This window comes from Citrobacter sp. XY323 (genome assembly GCF_025106035.1).
Taxonomy (GTDB): Bacteria; Pseudomonadota; Gammaproteobacteria; order Enterobacterales; family Enterobacteriaceae; genus Citrobacter; species Citrobacter braakii.
On sequence record NZ_JANYUK010000002.1, the window covers coordinates 213,027 to 231,212 of the forward strand.

Below are 18,186 nucleotides of genomic sequence, written 5' to 3' on the forward strand. Positions count from 1 at the left end.
CACTCCACCTGACGAGCAGGTGGAGCGTGATGTGTTTCGAATCAGAACTGATAGCTGGCGGTGACGCTGACGTTGCGCGGCTCGCCATAGACGATAGAACCGTCGACATTGGTGTCGTAGGTTTTATCGAACAGGTTATTGAGGTTACCCTGCACAGAGAAGTTTTTCGTCACCTGATAGCGAGTGAATAAATCGACCAGGGCGTAGCTTCCCTGTTCCGCACGGAATGTGCCAAACGGCGTGACCGTATCGCTATAAACACGATTCTGCCAGTTAACCCCACCGCCCACGGTCAGTTCCGGCATGGCTGGCAGGCGATAACGGGTAAACAGTTTTACTGTGGTACGCGGTAGGTTCGGGTTTACCGCATTGCCTTCGTTGTCTTCAGCAACATAGCGTGTCGCGCCGAACGTCATCTGCCAGTTATCGGTGATCGCACCGTTAACTTCGAATTCGACCCCTTTGCTGACCGTTCCATCCATCGCTCTATAGGCCGTGTCGCCATTGCTACCGGCAATTGGTACGCCGGTTGATTGGCCCACGTTATCCTGTTCAATGCGGAAGACCGCGAGGGTGGTGGTTAAACGGCTGTTCATCCAGTCGGACTTCAGGCCAAGTTCATAGTTATTGCCGGTAATTGGGGAGAGATATTTACCGGAACTGTCGCGCTTGTTCTGCGGCTGAAAGATTGAGGTATAGCTGGCGTACGTAGACCAGTTATCGTCAATGTCATACACCAGGCCCGCATACGGCGTGGTATGGTTTTGTTCCATGCTGTAGGCGAGGGTGTCGATACGCCAGTTGGTATAACGCGCGCCGACAATCAAATGCAGTGGGTCGGCCAGCGAAATACGTGTTGCGGCGTAGAGCGATTTCATGTGCGTGGTATCGTCCTGAGCCAATGACTGCGGGTTCCAGTTGGTTTCCGGGAAGTTACCATCGAAGGTATAGAAGCTGCCGATTTCGTTGGGGAATACGTTCGCCCACGCGCTTTCGTAACGGTTATTCTGTTTGCTGTAGCTGCCGCCCAGCATCAGATTATGCTGACGACCAAACAGGTCGTAACCGCCGTCGGCGAACAGATCGACGGCATCCACCTTACGCTTGCCGCTGTTCCAGCCGGTACCTCCGACGTAGTCATAGCCCGGACCATAGCTGCCATACGGGCCAATCAGCGTGCCATCGGCTTTATTGACATAGGCATCGACGTACATCATTTTACTGTCAAACTTGACCTCGGAGTGGGTGGCATTCATTGTCGCCTGCCAGGTATCGGCAAAACGTTGCTTGATGGTGACAAACACTTTGTTGAAGTCTTTATCGTTGTACGCCCAGTCCGGCGCAGTGCTGCGCGAGCGGTCATAGCTGTTTTTACTGCCGTCGGTATTCCAGCGCGGCAATCCACCCCAGGTTGGACTGTTGATATCAATGCGCTGGTATTCATAACCCGCAGACAGGCTGGTGGTGTCGCCCAGATCGGCATCGACAATCCCGGAGAAGAACATTTTTTCGCTATTGTAGCGATCAAGCCAGGCGTCGTTATTCTGGTAGCCCGCCACGATGCGCCCGCGCACGTTGCCGTCTGCCGTGAGCGGGCTTTGAAGATCGGTCACATATCGTTGTTTATTCCAACTGCCATATTCCGCAGAAACATTACCGGTGAACTCGCGGCTGGTGGCATGCTTACGGATCATATTAATCGAGGCTGAGGGGTTACCCGTCCCGGTCATTAGCCCGTTTGCGCCACGGACCACTTCGATACGCTCAAAAAGGGCCGTGTCGGAAAGGGCATCACCGAGATTCCAGCGGGATTCAAAATAGGTCGGAATCCCATCGACCATGTAGTTATCAATCTGAAATCCGCGAGAGTAATAGCTACTGCGATCTGAATCCGCCTGACTTCTGCTTATCCCCAACGTGTTGTCCATCACATCGCCCAGCGTTTGCAGTTGCTGATCTTCCATGCGCTGCTGACTGATAATACTGACTGATTGCGGAATATCGCGCTGCGTCATCTGCATTTTGGTGCCAGCAGTCGTTGATTTGATGCTGTAATCCTGCTCCTCGCTGGATGTGGCTGGAGCAGAGCCCTCAACGATCACCGTCTCTTCAGCAGGGGCTGCGAGGCCGGTGGAAGGCAATAGTGCTAACGTGATGCAGGCTGCCAGTACAGAAGGGGCAAGCCCCGGTTGGCGCTGGTCATCCCCGTTGTGTGTTGTGAAAGACATCGAAAAGTCCTTGATAATTATTAATATTAAGTTCGAATCGCTGAGGTTGTGATGAACCCTTTGGTTGTAAATTATTAAGTTTGCATATGAATGCAAATGCGAAATATACGCATTCACATTCAATGTGTAAACAGATGCTACGGCATAAGTGAAATGTTGTTTCAGTACTATGCTTAAGCAATAGCGACGGGAAATGGTTATAAGAACAGCAGTGGCAGGGCTTTTTGCTTAAAAAATCGAGGGTTAAAGTTGAAAGAGCGTGAGTAACTCGCTCATACTCTATACTCGCAGAGTGACCCGGCGTAGCATGGCATAACGCTTGGGCTGTTAATGAAAAAGGAAAACGTCGTGGCAGAAGAAACTATATTCAGCAAAATTATCCGTCGTGAAATTCCGTCAGATATCGTGTACCAGGATGAACTGGTCACTGCGTTTCGTGATATTTCCCCTCAGGCACCTACGCACATTCTGATCATTCCTAACGTCCTGATCCCGACCGTCAACGATGTGACAGCGGAACACGAGCAGGCGTTGGGTCGCATGATCACCGTAGCGGCGAAAATCGCCGAGCAGGAAGGCATTGCTGCGGATGGGTATCGTTTAATTATGAATACCAATCGTCACGGCGGTCAGGAGGTGTATCACATTCATATGCACCTGCTGGGTGGACGTGCGCTGGGTCCAATGCTTGCGCATAAAGGTCTCTAAGCATGACCAGAGGATGCATTGCACTTTCACTGAGCTTGCTGCTACTGGCTGGCTGTCGGGCACATCCTGAAATCCCGGTAAGTGATGAACAGTCGCTGGTGATGGAATCAACGATTCTGGCGTCGGGCATTACAGCAGAACAGCCGACGTTAACCACGTCTGATATTCAGGCCTCAGCATCCTCGCGACTTTATAACGAAAGACAAGAACCCGTTACCGTTCATTATCGGTTTTACTGGTATGACGCCAGAGGACTGGAAATGCATCCTCTGGAAGCGCCACGCAGCGTGACTATCCCGGCTCATTCGTCGGTGACGCTGTACGGCAGCGCCAATTTTCTGGGGGCGCACAAGGTTAGACTTTATCTTTATTTGTAAGGGGTGAATCTTGATGATCAAAATGAATCGCTACGCACTGATTGCCGCGCTGGCGATGTTTCTCTCTGGCTGTGTGGCGCAACGTGAGCCCGCACCTGTAGAGGAAGTAAAGCCAGTGCCGGAACAGCCCGCGCAGCCGCAACAACCGGTGCCGGTTGTACCAACGGTGCCAAGCATACCGCAGCAGCCGGGTCCGATTGAGCACGAGGACCAAACGGCGCAGCCGACGCCACGTCAACGTCACTATGACTGGAATGGGGCTATGCAGCCGATGGTCGGTAAAATGCTGCAGGCTGACGGCGTCAAAGCGGGAGGCGTTCTGCTGGTTGATAGCGTGAATAACCGGACCAACGGCTCGTTGAATGCTGGTGAAGCCACCGAGACCTTGAGGAACGCGCTGGCGAATAACGGCAAGTTTACCCTGGTTTCCGCCCAGCAGTTGGCTGTCGCCAAACAGCAGTTAGGTCTGTCGCCGAACGACAGTCTGGGAACGCGCAGCAAAGCGATTGGTATCGCCCGTAACGTTGGCGCACAGTATGTGCTCTATTCCAGCGCCTCCGGCAACGTCAATTCGCCGGCCCTGCAAATGCAATTAATGCTGGTACAAACTGGCGAGATAATCTGGTCAGGTAAAGGTGCCGTACAGCAACAATAACCGGCTAAGGCGCGACGAGGTGTTGTCGCGCTATTTCCCGCAGTATTATCCCGTCGTAGCCAACCAGAGCGGCCTGAGCGGCGGGAGCTGCATCATCGAACACGATACCCACCGCTTAGTGTTGCGCTGTCATCACGACCCTGACGCGCCGGAATCGCATTTCTTACGCCACTATCACGCGTTAAAGCACCTGCCTGAAAGCCTTGCGCCGCGCCCCCGCTTTTATATACGTGGGTGGATGGCGGTCGACTTTTTTCACGGTAAGGTTGAATCCAGATTACCGGACGCCGACGAACTCGCTGGCTTATTGTATCATCTGCACCAACAACCCCAATTGGGCTGGCGAATCAGTCTGCTGCCGCTACTCGAACAGTACTGGCAGTGTGGCGATCCGGCGCGTCGTACGCCATGCTGGTTGCGAGCGTTGAAGCGACTCAGGAAAAGCGGTGAGCCTCGACCTTTGCGTCTGGGGCCTCTGCATATGGATATCCACGGTGACAACATCGTTCGTACAGCATCAGGGCTGCGGCTGATTGACTGGGAATATGCCGGAGACGGTGATATCGCTCTGGAGCTGGCGGCGGTTTGGGTCAAGGACGAATCTCAGCACCAACGGCTGGTTAGCGCCTACGCCCAACGAGCGCACATTGAACAAAACGCGCTGTGGCGGCAGGTCAGACGATGGCGGCCTTGGGTCATAATGCTGAAAGCGGGGTGGTTTGAGTATCGCTGGCGACAAACCGGCGATCGACAATTTATCAGGCTGGCCGATGAAACCTGGCGGCAGCTAATAATGAAAGGATAAGGAGAGCAGTGTGGGCCCAGTAATGTTGGATGTCGAAGGGTATGAGCTGGACGCTGAAGAGCGCGAGATTCTGGCGCATCCGCTGGTAGGTGGGTTGATCCTCTTTACCCGAAATTATCATGACCCGGAACAGTTGCGTGAATTAGTGCGCCAGATTCGCGCGGCATCACGCAATCATCTGGTGGTGGCGGTAGATCAGGAAGGCGGCAGGGTACAGCGTTTTCGCGAAGGATTTACGCGTCTGCCCGCGGCCCAATCCTTTGCAGCACTGCACGGTCTGGAAGAAGGCGGCAATCTGGCTCAGGACGCCGGATGGCTAATGGCCAGCGAAATGATCGCAATGGATATAGATATCAGTTTTGCGCCGGTGCTGGATGTGGGGCATATCAGCGCGGCGATTGGCGAACGCTCTTACCATGCCGATCCGCGGAAAGCGCTGGCTATGGCGACTCGCTTCATTGACGGTATGCATGCTGCTGGCATGAAAACTACCGGTAAACATTTCCCCGGGCATGGGGCTGTGACGGCGGATTCGCATAAAGAAACCCCAACCGATCCACGTTCAGAAGCCGAAATTCGTGCAAAAGATATGTCCGTGTTCCAGACGTTGATTACGGAAAACAAACTCGATGCCATTATGCCTGCGCATGTCATCTACAGTGACGTGGACCCGCGTCCGGCGAGCGGTTCGCCACACTGGCTGAAAACGGTGCTGCGTCAGGAGCTTGGTTTCGATGGCGTCATTTTCTCCGATGATTTGTCGATGGAAGGGGCGGCGATTATGGGAAGCTATGCTGAGCGTGGTCAGGCATCGCTGGATGCGGGTTGCGATATGATCCTGGTCTGCAATAATCGTAAAGGCGCGGTCAGTGTGTTAGATAATCTGTCGCCGATCAATGCAGAACGTGTTACACGTTTGTATCATAAAGGTTCATTTTCACGTCAGGAACTGATGGACTCGGCACGCTGGAAGACGGTAAGCGCCCAGCTCAACCAGCTTCATGAGCGCTGGCAGGAAGAGAAAGCAGGTCATTAACGCAAGTTTGGCGAGGATGCGATGATTATCTATTTACACGGTTTTGACTCTAACAGCCCGGGCAACCACGAAAAGGTGTTGCAGCTGCAGTTCATCGACCCGGATGTCAGGCTGATTAGCTACAGTACGCGGCATCCTAAACATGACATGCAGCATCTACTGAAAGAAGTGGACAAAATGCTGCAGCTTAATGTGGACGACCGTCCGCTGATTTGTGGCGTGGGGCTCGGGGGATATTGGGCTGAACGGATTGGTTTCCTGTGTGATATTCGTCAGGTAGTGTTTAATCCCAACCTGTTCCCGTATGAGAACATGGAAGGAAAAATCGACAGGCCTGAAGAGTATGCCGATATCGCGACAAAATGCGTGACCAATTTCCGCGAAAAGAATCGCGATCGCTGCCTGGTGATCCTGTCACGTCATGATGAAGCGCTCAATAGTCAGCGTTCGTCAGAAGAGCTGCATCACTTTTACGAGATAGTCTGGGACGAAGAGCAGACGCACAAGTTTAAGAATATCTCCCCGCATTTGCAGCGCATCAAAGCGTTCAAGACGTTAGGTTAATCCTCAATGAACGTGTAAAAAACCAGCCTTCGGGCTGGTTTTTTTGTTCTTAAAGTTCGTGTTGTCTATCTTTTCAGCATCAAAACTTGATACACATCAATTTTGGTATGACCAATGCACCGTTCGTGTTATTCTCACTCTCGAAGAACATTTTCATTATCGTAACTTGTTGTTAATTAAAGGCTATACCTATAACTTTTAATTAACAATTGGTTAATAAATTTAAGGGGGTCACGTTGACTACACCATTAAAAAGAATCGTGATTGTCGGCGGCGGTGCTGGCGGACTGGAAATGGCGACGCAGCTGGGTAAAAAGCTGGGGCGCAAGAAAAAGGCCAAAATCACGCTGGTGGACAGAAACCACAGCCATTTATGGAAACCGTTATTGCATGAAGTCGCGACGGGTTCCCTGGACGAAGGCGTGGATGCGCTGAGCTATCTGGCGCATGCCCGTAACCACGGTTTCCAGTTTCAGTTGGGTTCGGTGGTGGATATCGATCGCGAAGCGAAAACCATTACTCTTGCCGAGCTGCGCGATGAGAAGGGCGAGCTGCTGGTTCCTGAGCGCAAAGTCCCGTATGACACGTTGGTGATGGCGTTGGGCAGTACCTCCAACGATTTCAATACGCCGGGCGTCAAAGAAAACTGCATTTTCCTGGATAACCCGCATCAGGCGCGTCGTTTCCACCAGGAGATGCTGAATCTGTTCCTGAAGTACTCCGCGAATCTGGGCGCTAACGGCAAAGTAAATATCGCCATTGTCGGCGGCGGTGCGACGGGGGTTGAACTCTCAGCCGAGCTGCACAATGCGGTAAAACAGCTGCACAGCTATGGTTACAAAGGGCTGACCAACGAAGCGCTGAACGTTACGCTGGTAGAAGCCGGTGAGCGTATTCTGCCTGCGTTGCCGCCGCGTATTTCCAGTGCTGCGCATAATGAGTTAACCAAACTGGGCGTACGCGTACTGACCCAGACGATGGTAACCAGCGCTGATGAAGGCGGACTGCATACCAAGGATGGTGAGTACATTGAAGCCGATCTGATGGTGTGGGCTGCGGGGATCAAAGCGCCAGACTTTATGAAGGACATTGGCGGTCTGGAAACCAATCGTATTAACCAACTGGTGGTTGAGCCGACTCTGCAGACCACGCGCGATCCCGACGTGTACGCGATTGGCGACTGCGCTTCCTGCGCTCGCCCGGAAGGTGGTTTTGTGCCGCCGCGCGCTCAGGCTGCGCACCAGATGGCAAGCTGCGCAATGAACAACATTTTGGCGCAGATGAACGGCAAGCCGCTGAAAGCGTATCAGTACAAAGACCACGGCTCTCTGGTTTCACTTTCTAACTTCTCTACCGTGGGTAGCCTGATGGGCAACTTGACCCGTGGTTCGATGATGGTAGAAGGGCGTATTGCGCGCTTTGTGTACATCTCACTGTACCGCATGCACCAGATTGCTCTGCACGGTTACTTTAAAACCGGTCTGATGATGCTGGTTGGCAGCATTAACCGGGTGATCCGCCCGCGTCTGAAACTGCATTAATACGGCTTATGGCGTCGGATGTTTATACTTATCCGGCGCCTTCCTTCAGAGTTCTCCGAATCATCCTGCCTTCGCTCCTCCTCGTGCTATTTTCATCCGTAATCTGATTGGCATTCCTTACCTTCTGTTGCAAAGTTGTTGCTAATAGCAAAAAAGGAGGAAGTCCCGTGAATAAATCTATGTTGGCGGGTATAGGGATTGGCGTAGCTGCTGCGCTGGGTGTTGCAGCGGTGGCCAGTCTTAACGTTTTCGAGCGTGGCCCACAGTATGCACAAGTTGTCTCTGCAACACCGATTAAAGAGTCGGTAAAAACACCGCGCCAGGAGTGTCGGAACGTGACGGTCACGCACCGTAAGCCGGTACAAGATGAAAACCGTATCGCGGGATCCGTGCTGGGTGCGGTTGCTGGTGGCGTTATCGGCCATCAGTTTGGCGGCGGACGCGGTAAAGATATTGCTACCGTGGCCGGTGCTTTAGGCGGCGGTTATGCAGGTAACCAGATCCAGGGTTCGATGCAAGAAAATGATACGTACACTACCACGCAGCAGCGTTGTAAAACGGTGTATGACAAATCTGAAAAAATGCTGGGCTACGACGTGACGTACAAAATTGGCGATCAGCAGGGGAAAATCCGTATGGATAAGGACCCCGGCGCGCAAATTCCGTTGGATAACAACGGACAGTTGGTACTGAATAACAAAGCGTAAAATAGCATTATCCTGAACATTAGCCCCCCATTCGCTCAGGCTGGGGGGCTTTTTTTATCAGAAGGTTAAGGCGTAGTTCAGACCAAAGGTGCGGCCCCGGCCTTTGTATTCATACAGTGACGGGCTACCGTAGGTTGGGCTGTACAGCAGTGGCGCACGTTGTCCCCACAGCGTGGTGTACTCTTCATTCAGCAGGTTTTCCACGCTAAAGGTCAGTTTACCCAACGGGAGCTGATAGCTGCCGATAAAGTCCATCGTGTTATAGCCGTCCAGCTTATTGCCGCTGGCGTCCGTCAGATCAAATGTTTGCTGGCTCTGTACGCGCAATGTCCACGGTTCAGGTGCCCAGCCGACCCACGCGGTGGCTTTGGACGGGGAAGCCAGGGTGACATCCCATTTCTGCCACTTACCGTTTTGCTTCACTTCCGATTTAATGACGTTGAAGTTGCCGCCCAGACTCCAGTCCGTATCCGCAATGAAATAATCCACCGCACCTTCAAGGCCATAAATACGGCGATCGTCGGGCTGGACGTTAATGGTCATATCGCTGCGGTTGATAACGATCGATTTATCCGAAGTAGAGTAGTAAGCGGCCAACTGCGTGCGCAGACTGTCGCCAGTGTAGCGCCATCCCAGTTCGTAGGAGTTAACTTTAATCCCCTCCAGGCGTGAATCCGCCACGTTGACGCTGCGCTGGAGCTGGTAATGATCGCCAACCAGGGAATAGGTGCCGTTACCGTAATATTTCCCCGGGTCCGGAAGCTCCACGCCCTGAGAGAAGTTAAACCATGTCTGCTGACGGTCGGTCAGGTGGGCGAGAATACCGGCGTTAAACAGGAAATTATCGTAATCGGTTTTACCGCCAGGAATGGTATCGGCGGAGTTTGCCAGACCGGTGGCAATTCCCTGTTGTTGAGCATAGCCCACGAAATCATCCACCCTGTTTTCGGTCCATTGATAGCGCACACCGCCGCTGAGGGTAAAGATGTCGTTAATGTCATAGCTGTTCTGCAGGAAAGGCGCGAAGTTGGTGATGCTGTAACCGGGGTAACGCCCGGTGGTATAAGCGGTTCGGTTGTCCATACCGCCGGAGGGCAGGGACCAGGCCAGATCGAAGAATTTCTGATTGGAATCAAAGGTTTCGTGATCGGCATCGACACCCCACGTCAGCTCCCAGTTGTCCATCAGCTGGCTGTTGAGGGTGATTTTGGCACCAAACTGGTCTGTGTCCTGCTGCGATGCGGAGAAACTGGTGACCTTACCTTTGCTCAGCGTAGGGAAGGGGTAGAATTTCAGCGATTCGTCACGGTAATAGATTTGGCTGACCAGGTTCTGGCCGAAGAAATCCGCGTCTGAATACTGCAGGCTGATCAGATGACGCTCGGTGCCGGGAATACGATCGGAATTCAGTCCGCTGCTGGTATAAGCCTTACCGTTTCCCGTCACGGCGGACATGTTCTCGCCAAGATCCAGTCCGTAATCGTCATCCCCCTGGCTCTTATAATACTGCGTAACCAGTTGTAACTGACGGTTGTCGTCAAGCTCAATCGTTCCGTTGCCCATCACATCCAGACGATCGGAGTGCTGCAGACCGGTTTGGGTGTTATCCAGCAGCAGGGCATCGTGATTGCCGTCATACCAGCCGCCAAACCGTTGATACGCGACGGACATGCGCCCGGAAGCGCGATCGGTTCCTCCGCTCACCGCCGCGGCAACGCGTTCATCATGATCGTTACTGTTATTGAAGCCACTTTTACTCCCCAGTTCGAGTTCTACTTCACGCTCCGGCTGGCCTTTTTTGGTGACAATGTTGATTAACCCACCGGTACTGCCGCCGCCATACAGTGAGGTTGCACCTGAGATGACTTCAATGTGTGCGATGTTAAACGGGTCAATAGAATCCAGTTGGCGACTGTCAGTACGCGAGGAGTTCAGACGGACACCGTCTATCAGTACTACGATGGCACGACCGCGCATATTCATGCCGTAGTTTGTGCGCCCCTGGCTGCTGACATCGATTCCTGGGATTAACTGAGCAAGAACATCTTTGAACTCTTTCCCCCCCTGAACTTGCTGTTCAATCTCGCTTCCTTCAATAACCCAGGTCGTTTGCGCCATTTCTGCCACGGTGCGTTGACTACGGTTGGCACTGACGATGAGGTTATCTTCCTCAGCCGCGATGGCTGGGAGAGTTAAAGACAACAAGAGAGGATTGAGCACCCAGAGACGCTTATGCATTTGTATTCCTTTTAAAAAGAGTCGATCTGTTTTTGTTATGGCGGTAGAGAAACCGATGGTTACATTGTGAAACAGGCGTTAAAACAAATGCGAATATTGCTGATAATAATTGTTGTTATCAATACATTTTACAAAAAATGATCGGATAAGATGCTGAAAACACTGAATAATGTAGGGATAATCCGCGGGAATCTAACCGGGGGCTTAATCAGCTCCCGGTGGTGTCAGTACTGCGGGGAAATAGCGGGAAAGGGTTAAACTTTGATAAGTTCAGGCCACAGTCGCAGAGTCGTGTGTGCGATCTGCATCAGTTTTTCAAACGTCGCGCCTTCACGGGCGCTGATCGACATACCCTGTAAAATACAGTTCAGGTATTCGGCCAGTTTTTGCACGTCGCAATGGGCCGGAATTTCGCCTCGTTGCTGGCGCTGGTGAAGGAACTGGGTAAGCGTCTGTTCCTGCATTGCATGGCGGGATTTCACCGTGTGCGCAATATCCCGGGAAGAGGCCGCCAGTGTCGCAGATGTGTTAATCATGAAACATCCCGCCGGGGTGTCTTTACTGGTAAAGCAGGTCGCTATTGCGGTGAAATAGTCTTCCAGCGCGCACTCAAGACTTTTTTCTTCACAAAATAACTGGGCTTCATGTTTCGCCGCGAAGCGAGTGATGTAGCGGTCCAGTACGGCACGAAACAACCCCTCTTTATTGGTGAACTCCGCATACAGCGTGGGCGCTTTTGCGCCAGTTGCTTCTACGAGATCGGCGAGCGATGTCGCTTCATACCCGTGCTGCCAGAAGAGTGTCATGGCCTTATCAAGCGCGGCTTCCCTGTCGAACACTTTTGGTCGGCCACGGCTTTTTTTAGCACAACCTGTCATTTCAGTTGTCATGGCGCCGATGTACCTTTGTTGGGTTTATTGAATAACCATTATAAAAATATTCGACTGCACACTCCAGCGGATTAGCGATAAAAATAATTTAACGCTATTGATATGAAAAATAAGGTCTTTGTATTTTATATAACGATCATTACAAAAAAGTGTTGACGTGTGACCTGGATCACATCTATGATTTACCTATCGATCGTTAAGTTAATCTTTGCGACACACATTCATCTGCTAAAGGTCACTATCATGAAAAACGTAAAAACTCTGTTTGTTGCTGCTGTTCTTAGCTCACTCTCATTTGCAAGCTTTGCTGCCGTTGAAGTTCAGGCCACACCTGCGGGCCAACAGAAAGTCGGTACTATTTCTGCGAATGCGGGGACTAACTTAGGTTCTCTGGAAGATCAACTGGCGCAGAAAGCGGATGAGATGGGGGCGAAGTCTTTCCGTATTACTTCCGTTACCGGTCCTAACACCCTCCACGGGACTGCAGTTATCTACAAATAAGATTTAACCCATCGCAATGCCACTGCGAGTTAAATAAAAAACCCCCGCTGGAATAAAATCCAGCGGGGGTTTTTTATGCGCTGAGTTTACAGCGGTTGTTGAGCAACGTCGTGATGACGGGTGACATCGACCGGCATGCCTGAGCGAATCTCCATCGCATGTTCCATGACGGCAGAGTCCGTTTGCGCCGCATTCTTAAACGTCTGCATGGATGCGTTCAGCACGATCGGCAGCAATTGCGGGTCGTCATTGATTTTTTCGGACAACGGCTGGTGTACTTCAACCAGGCGCACGCCGTTAGGTTCAACAGATGCTTTGATTGGCGTATTGATAATATTGACCTTGGTCCCTGGCTTCACCTGACGGAACAGGGTTTCGATATCACCGTCGCGTAGACGAATACAGCCGGAACTGACGCGCATTCCGATGCCAAAGTCAGCATTAGTTCCGTGCAGCAGGTACACGCCGCCGTATGCCGCTAAGCGAATGGCATGATGGCCCATCGGGTTATCCGGCCCGGCAGGCACCACGGCAGGAAGGTCGATTCCGTTCGCTTTGTATCGCGCGCGGATATTTGCCGTAGGCGTCCAGGTCGGGTTGGCACGTTTATCAGAGATGGTGGTTACCATTGTGGGCGTCAGCGTGTCACCGCCTAACTGGCCAATACCAATAGGATACACGGTCACCGAATTTGTCCCCGGCTGGTAATAATAAAGACGCAGTTCGGCGAGGTTGATAACAATGCCTTCGCGCGGCGCGTCCGGCAGCAGGGTTTGCAACGGAATAGTCAGCACGCTGCCAGGTCGTGGTACGTAAGGGTCAACGCCGGGGTTGGCCTGTAGCAGCGCCAGAAAGCCGACATTGTATTTTTTCGCAATCGCTTCCAGAGAACCGCCATTGTCTTCGACAACGTGAACGGCATTCTGACCCACCACGCGGCTTCCCGGTGGCGGCAGCGGCCAGGTATTTGCCTGGGCCGGAAGTGCTAACGCGAAGGTCGCGGCAAGCGTAAAAAATGCTAACCAGCGAGAGAGTCGTTTATTGTTTAACATCACCATAAATCCATTGTTTTTACGTGGTTTTTATTATGTAAAAGTAAACAAGAATTATGGCGGTTTGCAGTGTCGGGAAGTGCAGGGAAGTGCAAAGAGTTTGTAAATTCATCAGGCCGGGTGAGCGGAGGGCTCACCCGGCTTGACGCTAGGCTACGGCGTTTTCTTCAAGCTGGCGCATAAACTGGCGAACCCAGTCGATCCGTGCTTTACGCTCGCCCAACTCCTGCATGAATTTCAGGCGTGTTGGACCATCCAGACGGAAGTGTTGCGGTTGTTTTTGCAGTAAACCAATTAGCCAGACCGGGTTAACGTGGTTTTTCTCGGCAAACTCAATAGTACCGCCTTTTTCATTGCCTTCGAGCTTTCTGATCCCCAGTTTCTGCGCCTGCTGGCGTAAACGGGCAATATCCAGCAACGTCCGGGCCGGGTCGGGCAGCAGGCCAAAACGGTCTATCAGCTCGACCTTAATTTCTTCCAGCTCGGTTTCGCCTTTCGCACTGGCAATGCGCTTGTAGAACGACAGTCGCGTGTTGACATCCGGGATATAGTTATCCGGCAGAAGCGATGGCATGCGCAGTTCGACTTCGGTTTGCTGGCTGGTGAGATCTTCCAGCGACGGTTCACGCCCTTCTTTGAGCGCATCGACAGCGTTTTCCAGCAGCTCCATATACAGTGAGAAGCCGATGCTTTCCATGGAGCCACTTTGATCTTCGCCCAGCAGTTCCCCAGCGCCACGAATTTCGAGGTCGTGGGTCGCCAGCGCAAAACCTGCACCTAAATCTTCCAGCGAGGCGATGGCTTCCAGGCGTTTTTGTGCGTCGGTGGTCATCGCTTTTGGATGCGGCGTTAGCAGCCAGGCGTATGCCTGATGGTGTGAGCGTCCCACACGACCCCGTAGCTGATGCAATTGCGCTAAACCGAAGTGGTCAGCTCGTTCAATGATGATGGTGTTGGCAGTGGGAATGTCGATCCCGGTTTCGATAATGGTGGTACACACCAGCACGTTAAAACGCTGGTGGTGGAAATCGTTCATCACGCGTTCCAGCTCGCGCTCGCGCATTTGCCCGTGGCCGATACCAATGCGCGCTTCCGGCACCAGTTCCGCTAATCTGTCAGCGGTTTTCTGGATATTTTCGACGTCGTTAAAGAGATAATAAACTTGTCCCCCGCGCATAACTTCACGCAGGATAGCCTCGCGTACCACCAGGTTGTCATATTCGCGCACGAAGGTTTTGACCGCCAGACGACGAGCGGGCGGTGTGGCGATGATCGACAGATCGCGCATGCCGCTCATCGCCATGTTGAGCGTGCGCGGAATTGGCGTTGCTGTCAGAGTCAGAATATCTACATCCGCACGCATTGCCTTGATACGTTCTTTGTGGCGAACGCCGAAACGGTGCTCTTCATCGACAATCAGCAGACCCAGATCTTTTAGCTTCACATCCGCTTGCAGCAGTTTGTGAGTGCCGATGAGAATATCGATTTTACCTTCGGCAACCTGCTCCAGAATCTGCGCTTGCTCTTTGGCGCTACGGAAACGGGACAGCATCTCAATGCGTACCGGCCAGTTGGCAAAGCGGTCGCGGAAGTTGTCGAAGTGCTGCTGAGCGAGCAGAGTGGTCGGTACCAACACGGCAACCTGCTTGTGATTCTCTACGGCGAGGAAGGCGGCACGCATTGCGACTTCGGTTTTACCAAAGCCGACATCGCCACACACCAGGCGGTCCATGGCCAGTGGTTGACACATATCGCTGAGTACCGCGTTGATCGCCTGCGCCTGGTCCGGCGTGGTTTCAAACGGGAAGCTGTCGCAAAACAGCTGATACTGTTCACGGTCATGCTTAAAGGCAAAGCCTTCTTTCGCTGCGCGCTGGGCATAAATATCCAGCAGCTCTGCCGCGACATCGCGGACTTTCTCAGCGGCTTTCTGTCGGGCGCGTGACCAGGCATCACCGCCCAGTTTATGCAGCGGCGCATTCTCTTCCGCGCCGCCGGCGTAGCGGCTTATCAGATGCAGCGACGACACCGGCACATACAGTTTGGCGTCGTTGGCATAGGTGAGCATCAGGTATTCACCGGTGATGCCGCCCGCTTCCAGCGTGGTCATACCGGCATAGCGACCCACGCCGTGCTCCAGATGAACCACTGGCTGACCGGGATGCAGCTCCGCGAGGTTACGAATTAACGTGTCCGGGTTGATGGTGCGACGAGAATCCTGGCGGCGACGCGCCACGCGTTCACCGAGCAGATCGCTTTCACAAATCAACGCCAGATTGCGTTTGCTATCGATGAAGCCGTGCTCGGCTGAGCCAATCATCAGATAACAACCGTTGTCTACGGCTTCGTCGAGTCGCAATATCCGCTTCGGCGCGACTTTGATGCGGGCGAGCAGTTCGCCTAGCGCTTCCCGGCGTCCTTCACTTTCCACCGAGAAAATTACCGGACCGGTAAAGCCCTCCAGGAATTTACGTAATGCATCTAACGGTGCTTTTTGCTGTGCCTGAACGGCGATATCTGGCAGCTTCTGGAACCCGAGGTTGGTATTCGCCGCTTTCTTCGGCAGACTCTCGGTTTTCAGCTGAACACGCGGCCAGCGTTTAAGTTCAGAAAACAGCTCATCAACCCGCAGCCACAGCGATTCCGGTGGCAGAAGCGGGCGCATCGGATCAACGCCGCGATTCTCAAAGCGTGACAGGGTATCGGCCTGGAAGCGTGCTGCGCTGGTCTCGATATCGCCGGTATTTACTAATAACGTATTGGCGGGGAAGTAGCTGAACAGCGGCGGCAGCGGCTCGCTGAAAAACAGCGGTTGCCAGTATTCAATCCCCGTAGGTAACGTGCCTTTGCTGACCTGTTGATAAATATGCTCGGCGTCGCGTTTTACCTCAAACGTATCACGCCACTGACTACGGAACAGCTCAATGGCCGTTTTGTCAGTCGGGAATTCGTGTGCGGGCAGCAAATTAATGGCATCGACTTCTTCCAGCGTGCGCTGAGTGTCAGTATCAAACAGACGCAGGCTGTCGATTTCGTCATCAAAGAAATCCAGACGATAAGGCAATTCGCTGCCCATCGGGAACAGATCTAACAATGCGCCACGCGTGGCGTATTCGCCGTGTTCCATGACCTGATCAACATGGCGATAGCCAGCACTGTCCAGTTGTTCGCGCAAGGCGTCGCGCGAAAGCCGCTGGCCTTTTTTCATGACCAGCGCATGACCGTGCAGATAGCTGTGCGGACAGACACGCTGCATCAGCGTATTTACCGGAACGATCAGCACGCCGCGCTGCATGGCGGGCAGTTGATACAGCGTGGAGAGCCGTGAGGAGATAATCTCCTGATGGGGAGAAAAGCTGTCATAGGGAAGCGTTTCCCAGTCGGGCAGGTTCATCACCATCTGGTCAGTAAACTGACGAATTTCATCATGCAGACGCAAAGCATTTTGCATGTCCGGCGCGATCAGCACCACTGGACCCGCGTGACGTTCGGCGATTTCGGCGACCAGCGTTGCGCAGGCGGCACCCGTAAGCTCACCCAACTGGCGCTGATCGGAAGCGCCCGTTGGGAGCGTGTAACGATGTTGTTCAGGCATTCGGTTGTCAGGATCTCGTTTAGATATACATCTGATAAGCAATGTTCTTTATTATCCGTGATCGTTTCTCATAAGCAAATTGATTCGCCCCCGAATGGGGGCAAAAAGCGCGTAGGGGTTAGCGCGAGGCGAGCGATAAAGAGGGCGGGGAAAAGAGCAGATCGGCCACGGTTTTTTGTGAAATCTTACGCACCAGCAGGCCAAACAGGGTGCACAGCAGCAGACAGGCGAACGGATACACCAGTAGCAGGGCCAGCTCCGCGTATGCAGGCCAGGCGGCATGATTGATTTTGGGGATAAGCGTTAAGCTGAACAGCTCAACCAGAATACGGTGAGTGGTGTAGATGGCGATGGTATTGGCGCCAATCACGCTTAACGGACTGGACGCGCGCATGCCAAAGTGGAGCTCGAACTGATAAAACAGCTTCATGATCAGCACAATGGAAAGGAGAGAAAGCAATAGCGAGACATTTGCCAGCCACGCGATGATGGCGACGATTGTGCTACCCAGAACAATGACCGCATGACGGCGCAGGGGCACCTCCTTGATCCACGCCATCAACATTGTGCCAAACCATGCGCCGAGGCTATACCAGGGCAAATTGCGAATCACGCTGTTCATTCCCCACCATGGGGTCGGGAAAAAATTGATCGCCACGCTCAGCGCCACAAATAACGCTAACAGCGGCATCGCCCAACGGCTGAAAATTTTACACAGAACAAAATAGACAATCAGCGCGTACAGATACCACAGGCTGGTGCTGGCGGTCAGCATCCCGTGGGTAAAACCCGCAATCGAATCCGCATAAGCGGCGTTGGCGGCATGGGTCAGATCGCGCTGCGGGGCGAGCCAGTTATTGAGCACCACCAACGCCAGCCATTGCACCACTCCCCAAAGCACCAGCACCCAGGCGATACTCCAGATCCGTTTATCCACGCAGGTTGTCCACGGGACGTTATCGATGTAGCGGCGGATCAGATACCCCGAAATAAAGAAAAACACCGGCATGCGAAACGGTGCGAGGTACAAATTGAGGTAAATCCAGCATTTGCTCAACACCTCTGACAGTGGATGCTGAAAGGTGGTGAGGTGCGGGTAAAATGTGATCACTGAGTGGTAAATCACCACCAGGCAAATGCATAACCCCTTGATTTGATTAATCCATAGTTCTTTTTTATTCATTGAGACGGCGCATCCATATTGATTGCAATAGCCTGCCATCCTGCGCAACCCGCTGTGCGCTGTAATGCGTAACTGTCTGCATTTTGTTTTTTTAGGATAAAGGTCA

15 protein-coding genes are annotated in these 18,186 nt (G+C 52.8%); 9 read left to right on the forward strand and 6 right to left on the reverse strand.

From position 1 onward, the window contains the following. Positions 1-41 precede the first annotated feature (41 nt). Positions 42-2,228 (reverse strand): ferric-rhodotorulic acid/ferric-coprogen receptor FhuE, encoded by a 2,187-nt coding sequence (fhuE, locus tag N0B36_RS04520; RefSeq protein ID WP_259686128.1) that lies wholly within the window; start codon positions 2,226-2,228, stop codon positions 42-44. 348 nt (positions 2,229-2,576) lie between these two features. On the opposite strand from fhuE, the gene hinT reads away from it, so the two are divergent. From hinT to N0B36_RS04560, 8 genes are all read left to right on the forward strand, one after another. After that, positions 2,577-2,936 (forward strand): purine nucleoside phosphoramidase, encoded by a 360-nt coding sequence (gene hinT / locus N0B36_RS04525; RefSeq protein ID WP_016156204.1) that lies wholly within the window; start codon positions 2,577-2,579, stop codon positions 2,934-2,936. 2 nt (positions 2,937-2,938) lie between these two features. Then, complete coding sequence (locus N0B36_RS04530) at positions 2,939-3,313, forward strand: YcfL family protein (protein ID WP_019076489.1); 375 nt, start codon at positions 2,939-2,941, stop codon at positions 3,311-3,313. Positions 3,314-3,326: 13 nt separating this feature from the next. Next, entirely contained in the window at positions 3,327-3,968 is a 642-nt protein-coding gene (lpoB, locus tag N0B36_RS04535) for a penicillin-binding protein activator LpoB (RefSeq protein WP_016152673.1), read from the forward strand. Further along, the gene (thiK, locus tag N0B36_RS04540) at positions 3,949-4,773 is read left to right on the forward strand and encodes a thiamine kinase (protein ID WP_259686131.1); all 825 of its coding nucleotides are present in this window, start codon (positions 3,949-3,951) and stop codon (positions 4,771-4,773) included. Before lpoB ends, thiK begins: the two co-directional genes overlap by 20 nt. A 10-nt stretch (positions 4,774-4,783) precedes the next feature. Next, positions 4,784-5,809 (forward strand): beta-N-acetylhexosaminidase, encoded by a 1,026-nt coding sequence (nagZ, locus tag N0B36_RS04545; protein ID WP_047359323.1) that lies wholly within the window; start codon positions 4,784-4,786, stop codon positions 5,807-5,809. Positions 5,810-5,830: 21 nt separating this feature from the next. Beyond that, positions 5,831-6,373, forward strand: coding sequence for an alpha/beta hydrolase YcfP (gene ycfP, locus N0B36_RS04550; RefSeq protein WP_003030817.1), 543 nt, complete (start codon positions 5,831-5,833; stop codon positions 6,371-6,373). Between the two features lie 236 nt (positions 6,374-6,609). Then, entirely contained in the window at positions 6,610-7,914 is a 1,305-nt protein-coding gene (gene ndh, locus N0B36_RS04555; protein WP_016152676.1) for an NADH-quinone dehydrogenase, read from the forward strand. A gap of 167 nt (positions 7,915-8,081) precedes the next feature. After that, on the forward strand, positions 8,082-8,621 hold the full coding sequence (locus tag N0B36_RS04560) for a glycine zipper 2TM domain-containing protein (protein ID WP_003030814.1): 540 nt from the start codon (positions 8,082-8,084) through the stop codon (positions 8,619-8,621). Positions 8,622-8,678: 57 nt separating this feature from the next. On the opposite strand, the gene N0B36_RS04565 is transcribed toward N0B36_RS04560, so the two are convergent. Both N0B36_RS04565 and comR read right to left on the reverse strand, forming a co-directional pair. Then, entirely contained in the window at positions 8,679-10,859 is a 2,181-nt protein-coding gene (locus N0B36_RS04565) for a TonB-dependent siderophore receptor (protein WP_259686133.1), read from the reverse strand. 254 nt (positions 10,860-11,113) lie between these two features. Then, positions 11,114-11,749, reverse strand: a complete 636-nt coding sequence (gene comR / locus N0B36_RS04570) for a TetR family copper-responsive transcriptional repressor ComR (RefSeq protein ID WP_016156207.1) — start codon at positions 11,747-11,749, stop codon at positions 11,114-11,116. Between the two features lie 243 nt (positions 11,750-11,992). Here comR and bhsA point away from each other — a divergent pair, with 243 nt between their 5' ends. Beyond that, entirely contained in the window at positions 11,993-12,250 is a 258-nt protein-coding gene (bhsA, locus tag N0B36_RS04575) for a multiple stress resistance protein BhsA (protein WP_029139491.1), read from the forward strand. Positions 12,251-12,336: 86 nt separating this feature from the next. Here bhsA and N0B36_RS04580 read toward each other — a convergent pair whose 3' ends face one another. The 3 genes from N0B36_RS04580 to N0B36_RS04590 form a co-directional block, all read right to left on the reverse strand. After that, positions 12,337-13,302, reverse strand: coding sequence for a L,D-transpeptidase family protein (locus tag N0B36_RS04580; protein WP_016156209.1), 966 nt, complete (start codon positions 13,300-13,302; stop codon positions 12,337-12,339). Positions 13,303-13,450: 148 nt separating this feature from the next. Next, positions 13,451-16,897, reverse strand: a complete 3,447-nt coding sequence (mfd, locus tag N0B36_RS04585) for a transcription-repair coupling factor (RefSeq protein WP_259686134.1) — start codon at positions 16,895-16,897, stop codon at positions 13,451-13,453. Between the two features lie 118 nt (positions 16,898-17,015). Continuing rightward, positions 17,016-18,080, reverse strand: coding sequence for an acyltransferase family protein (locus tag N0B36_RS04590; protein ID WP_259686135.1), 1,065 nt, complete (start codon positions 18,078-18,080; stop codon positions 17,016-17,018). Positions 18,081-18,186: the final 106 nt, after the last annotated feature.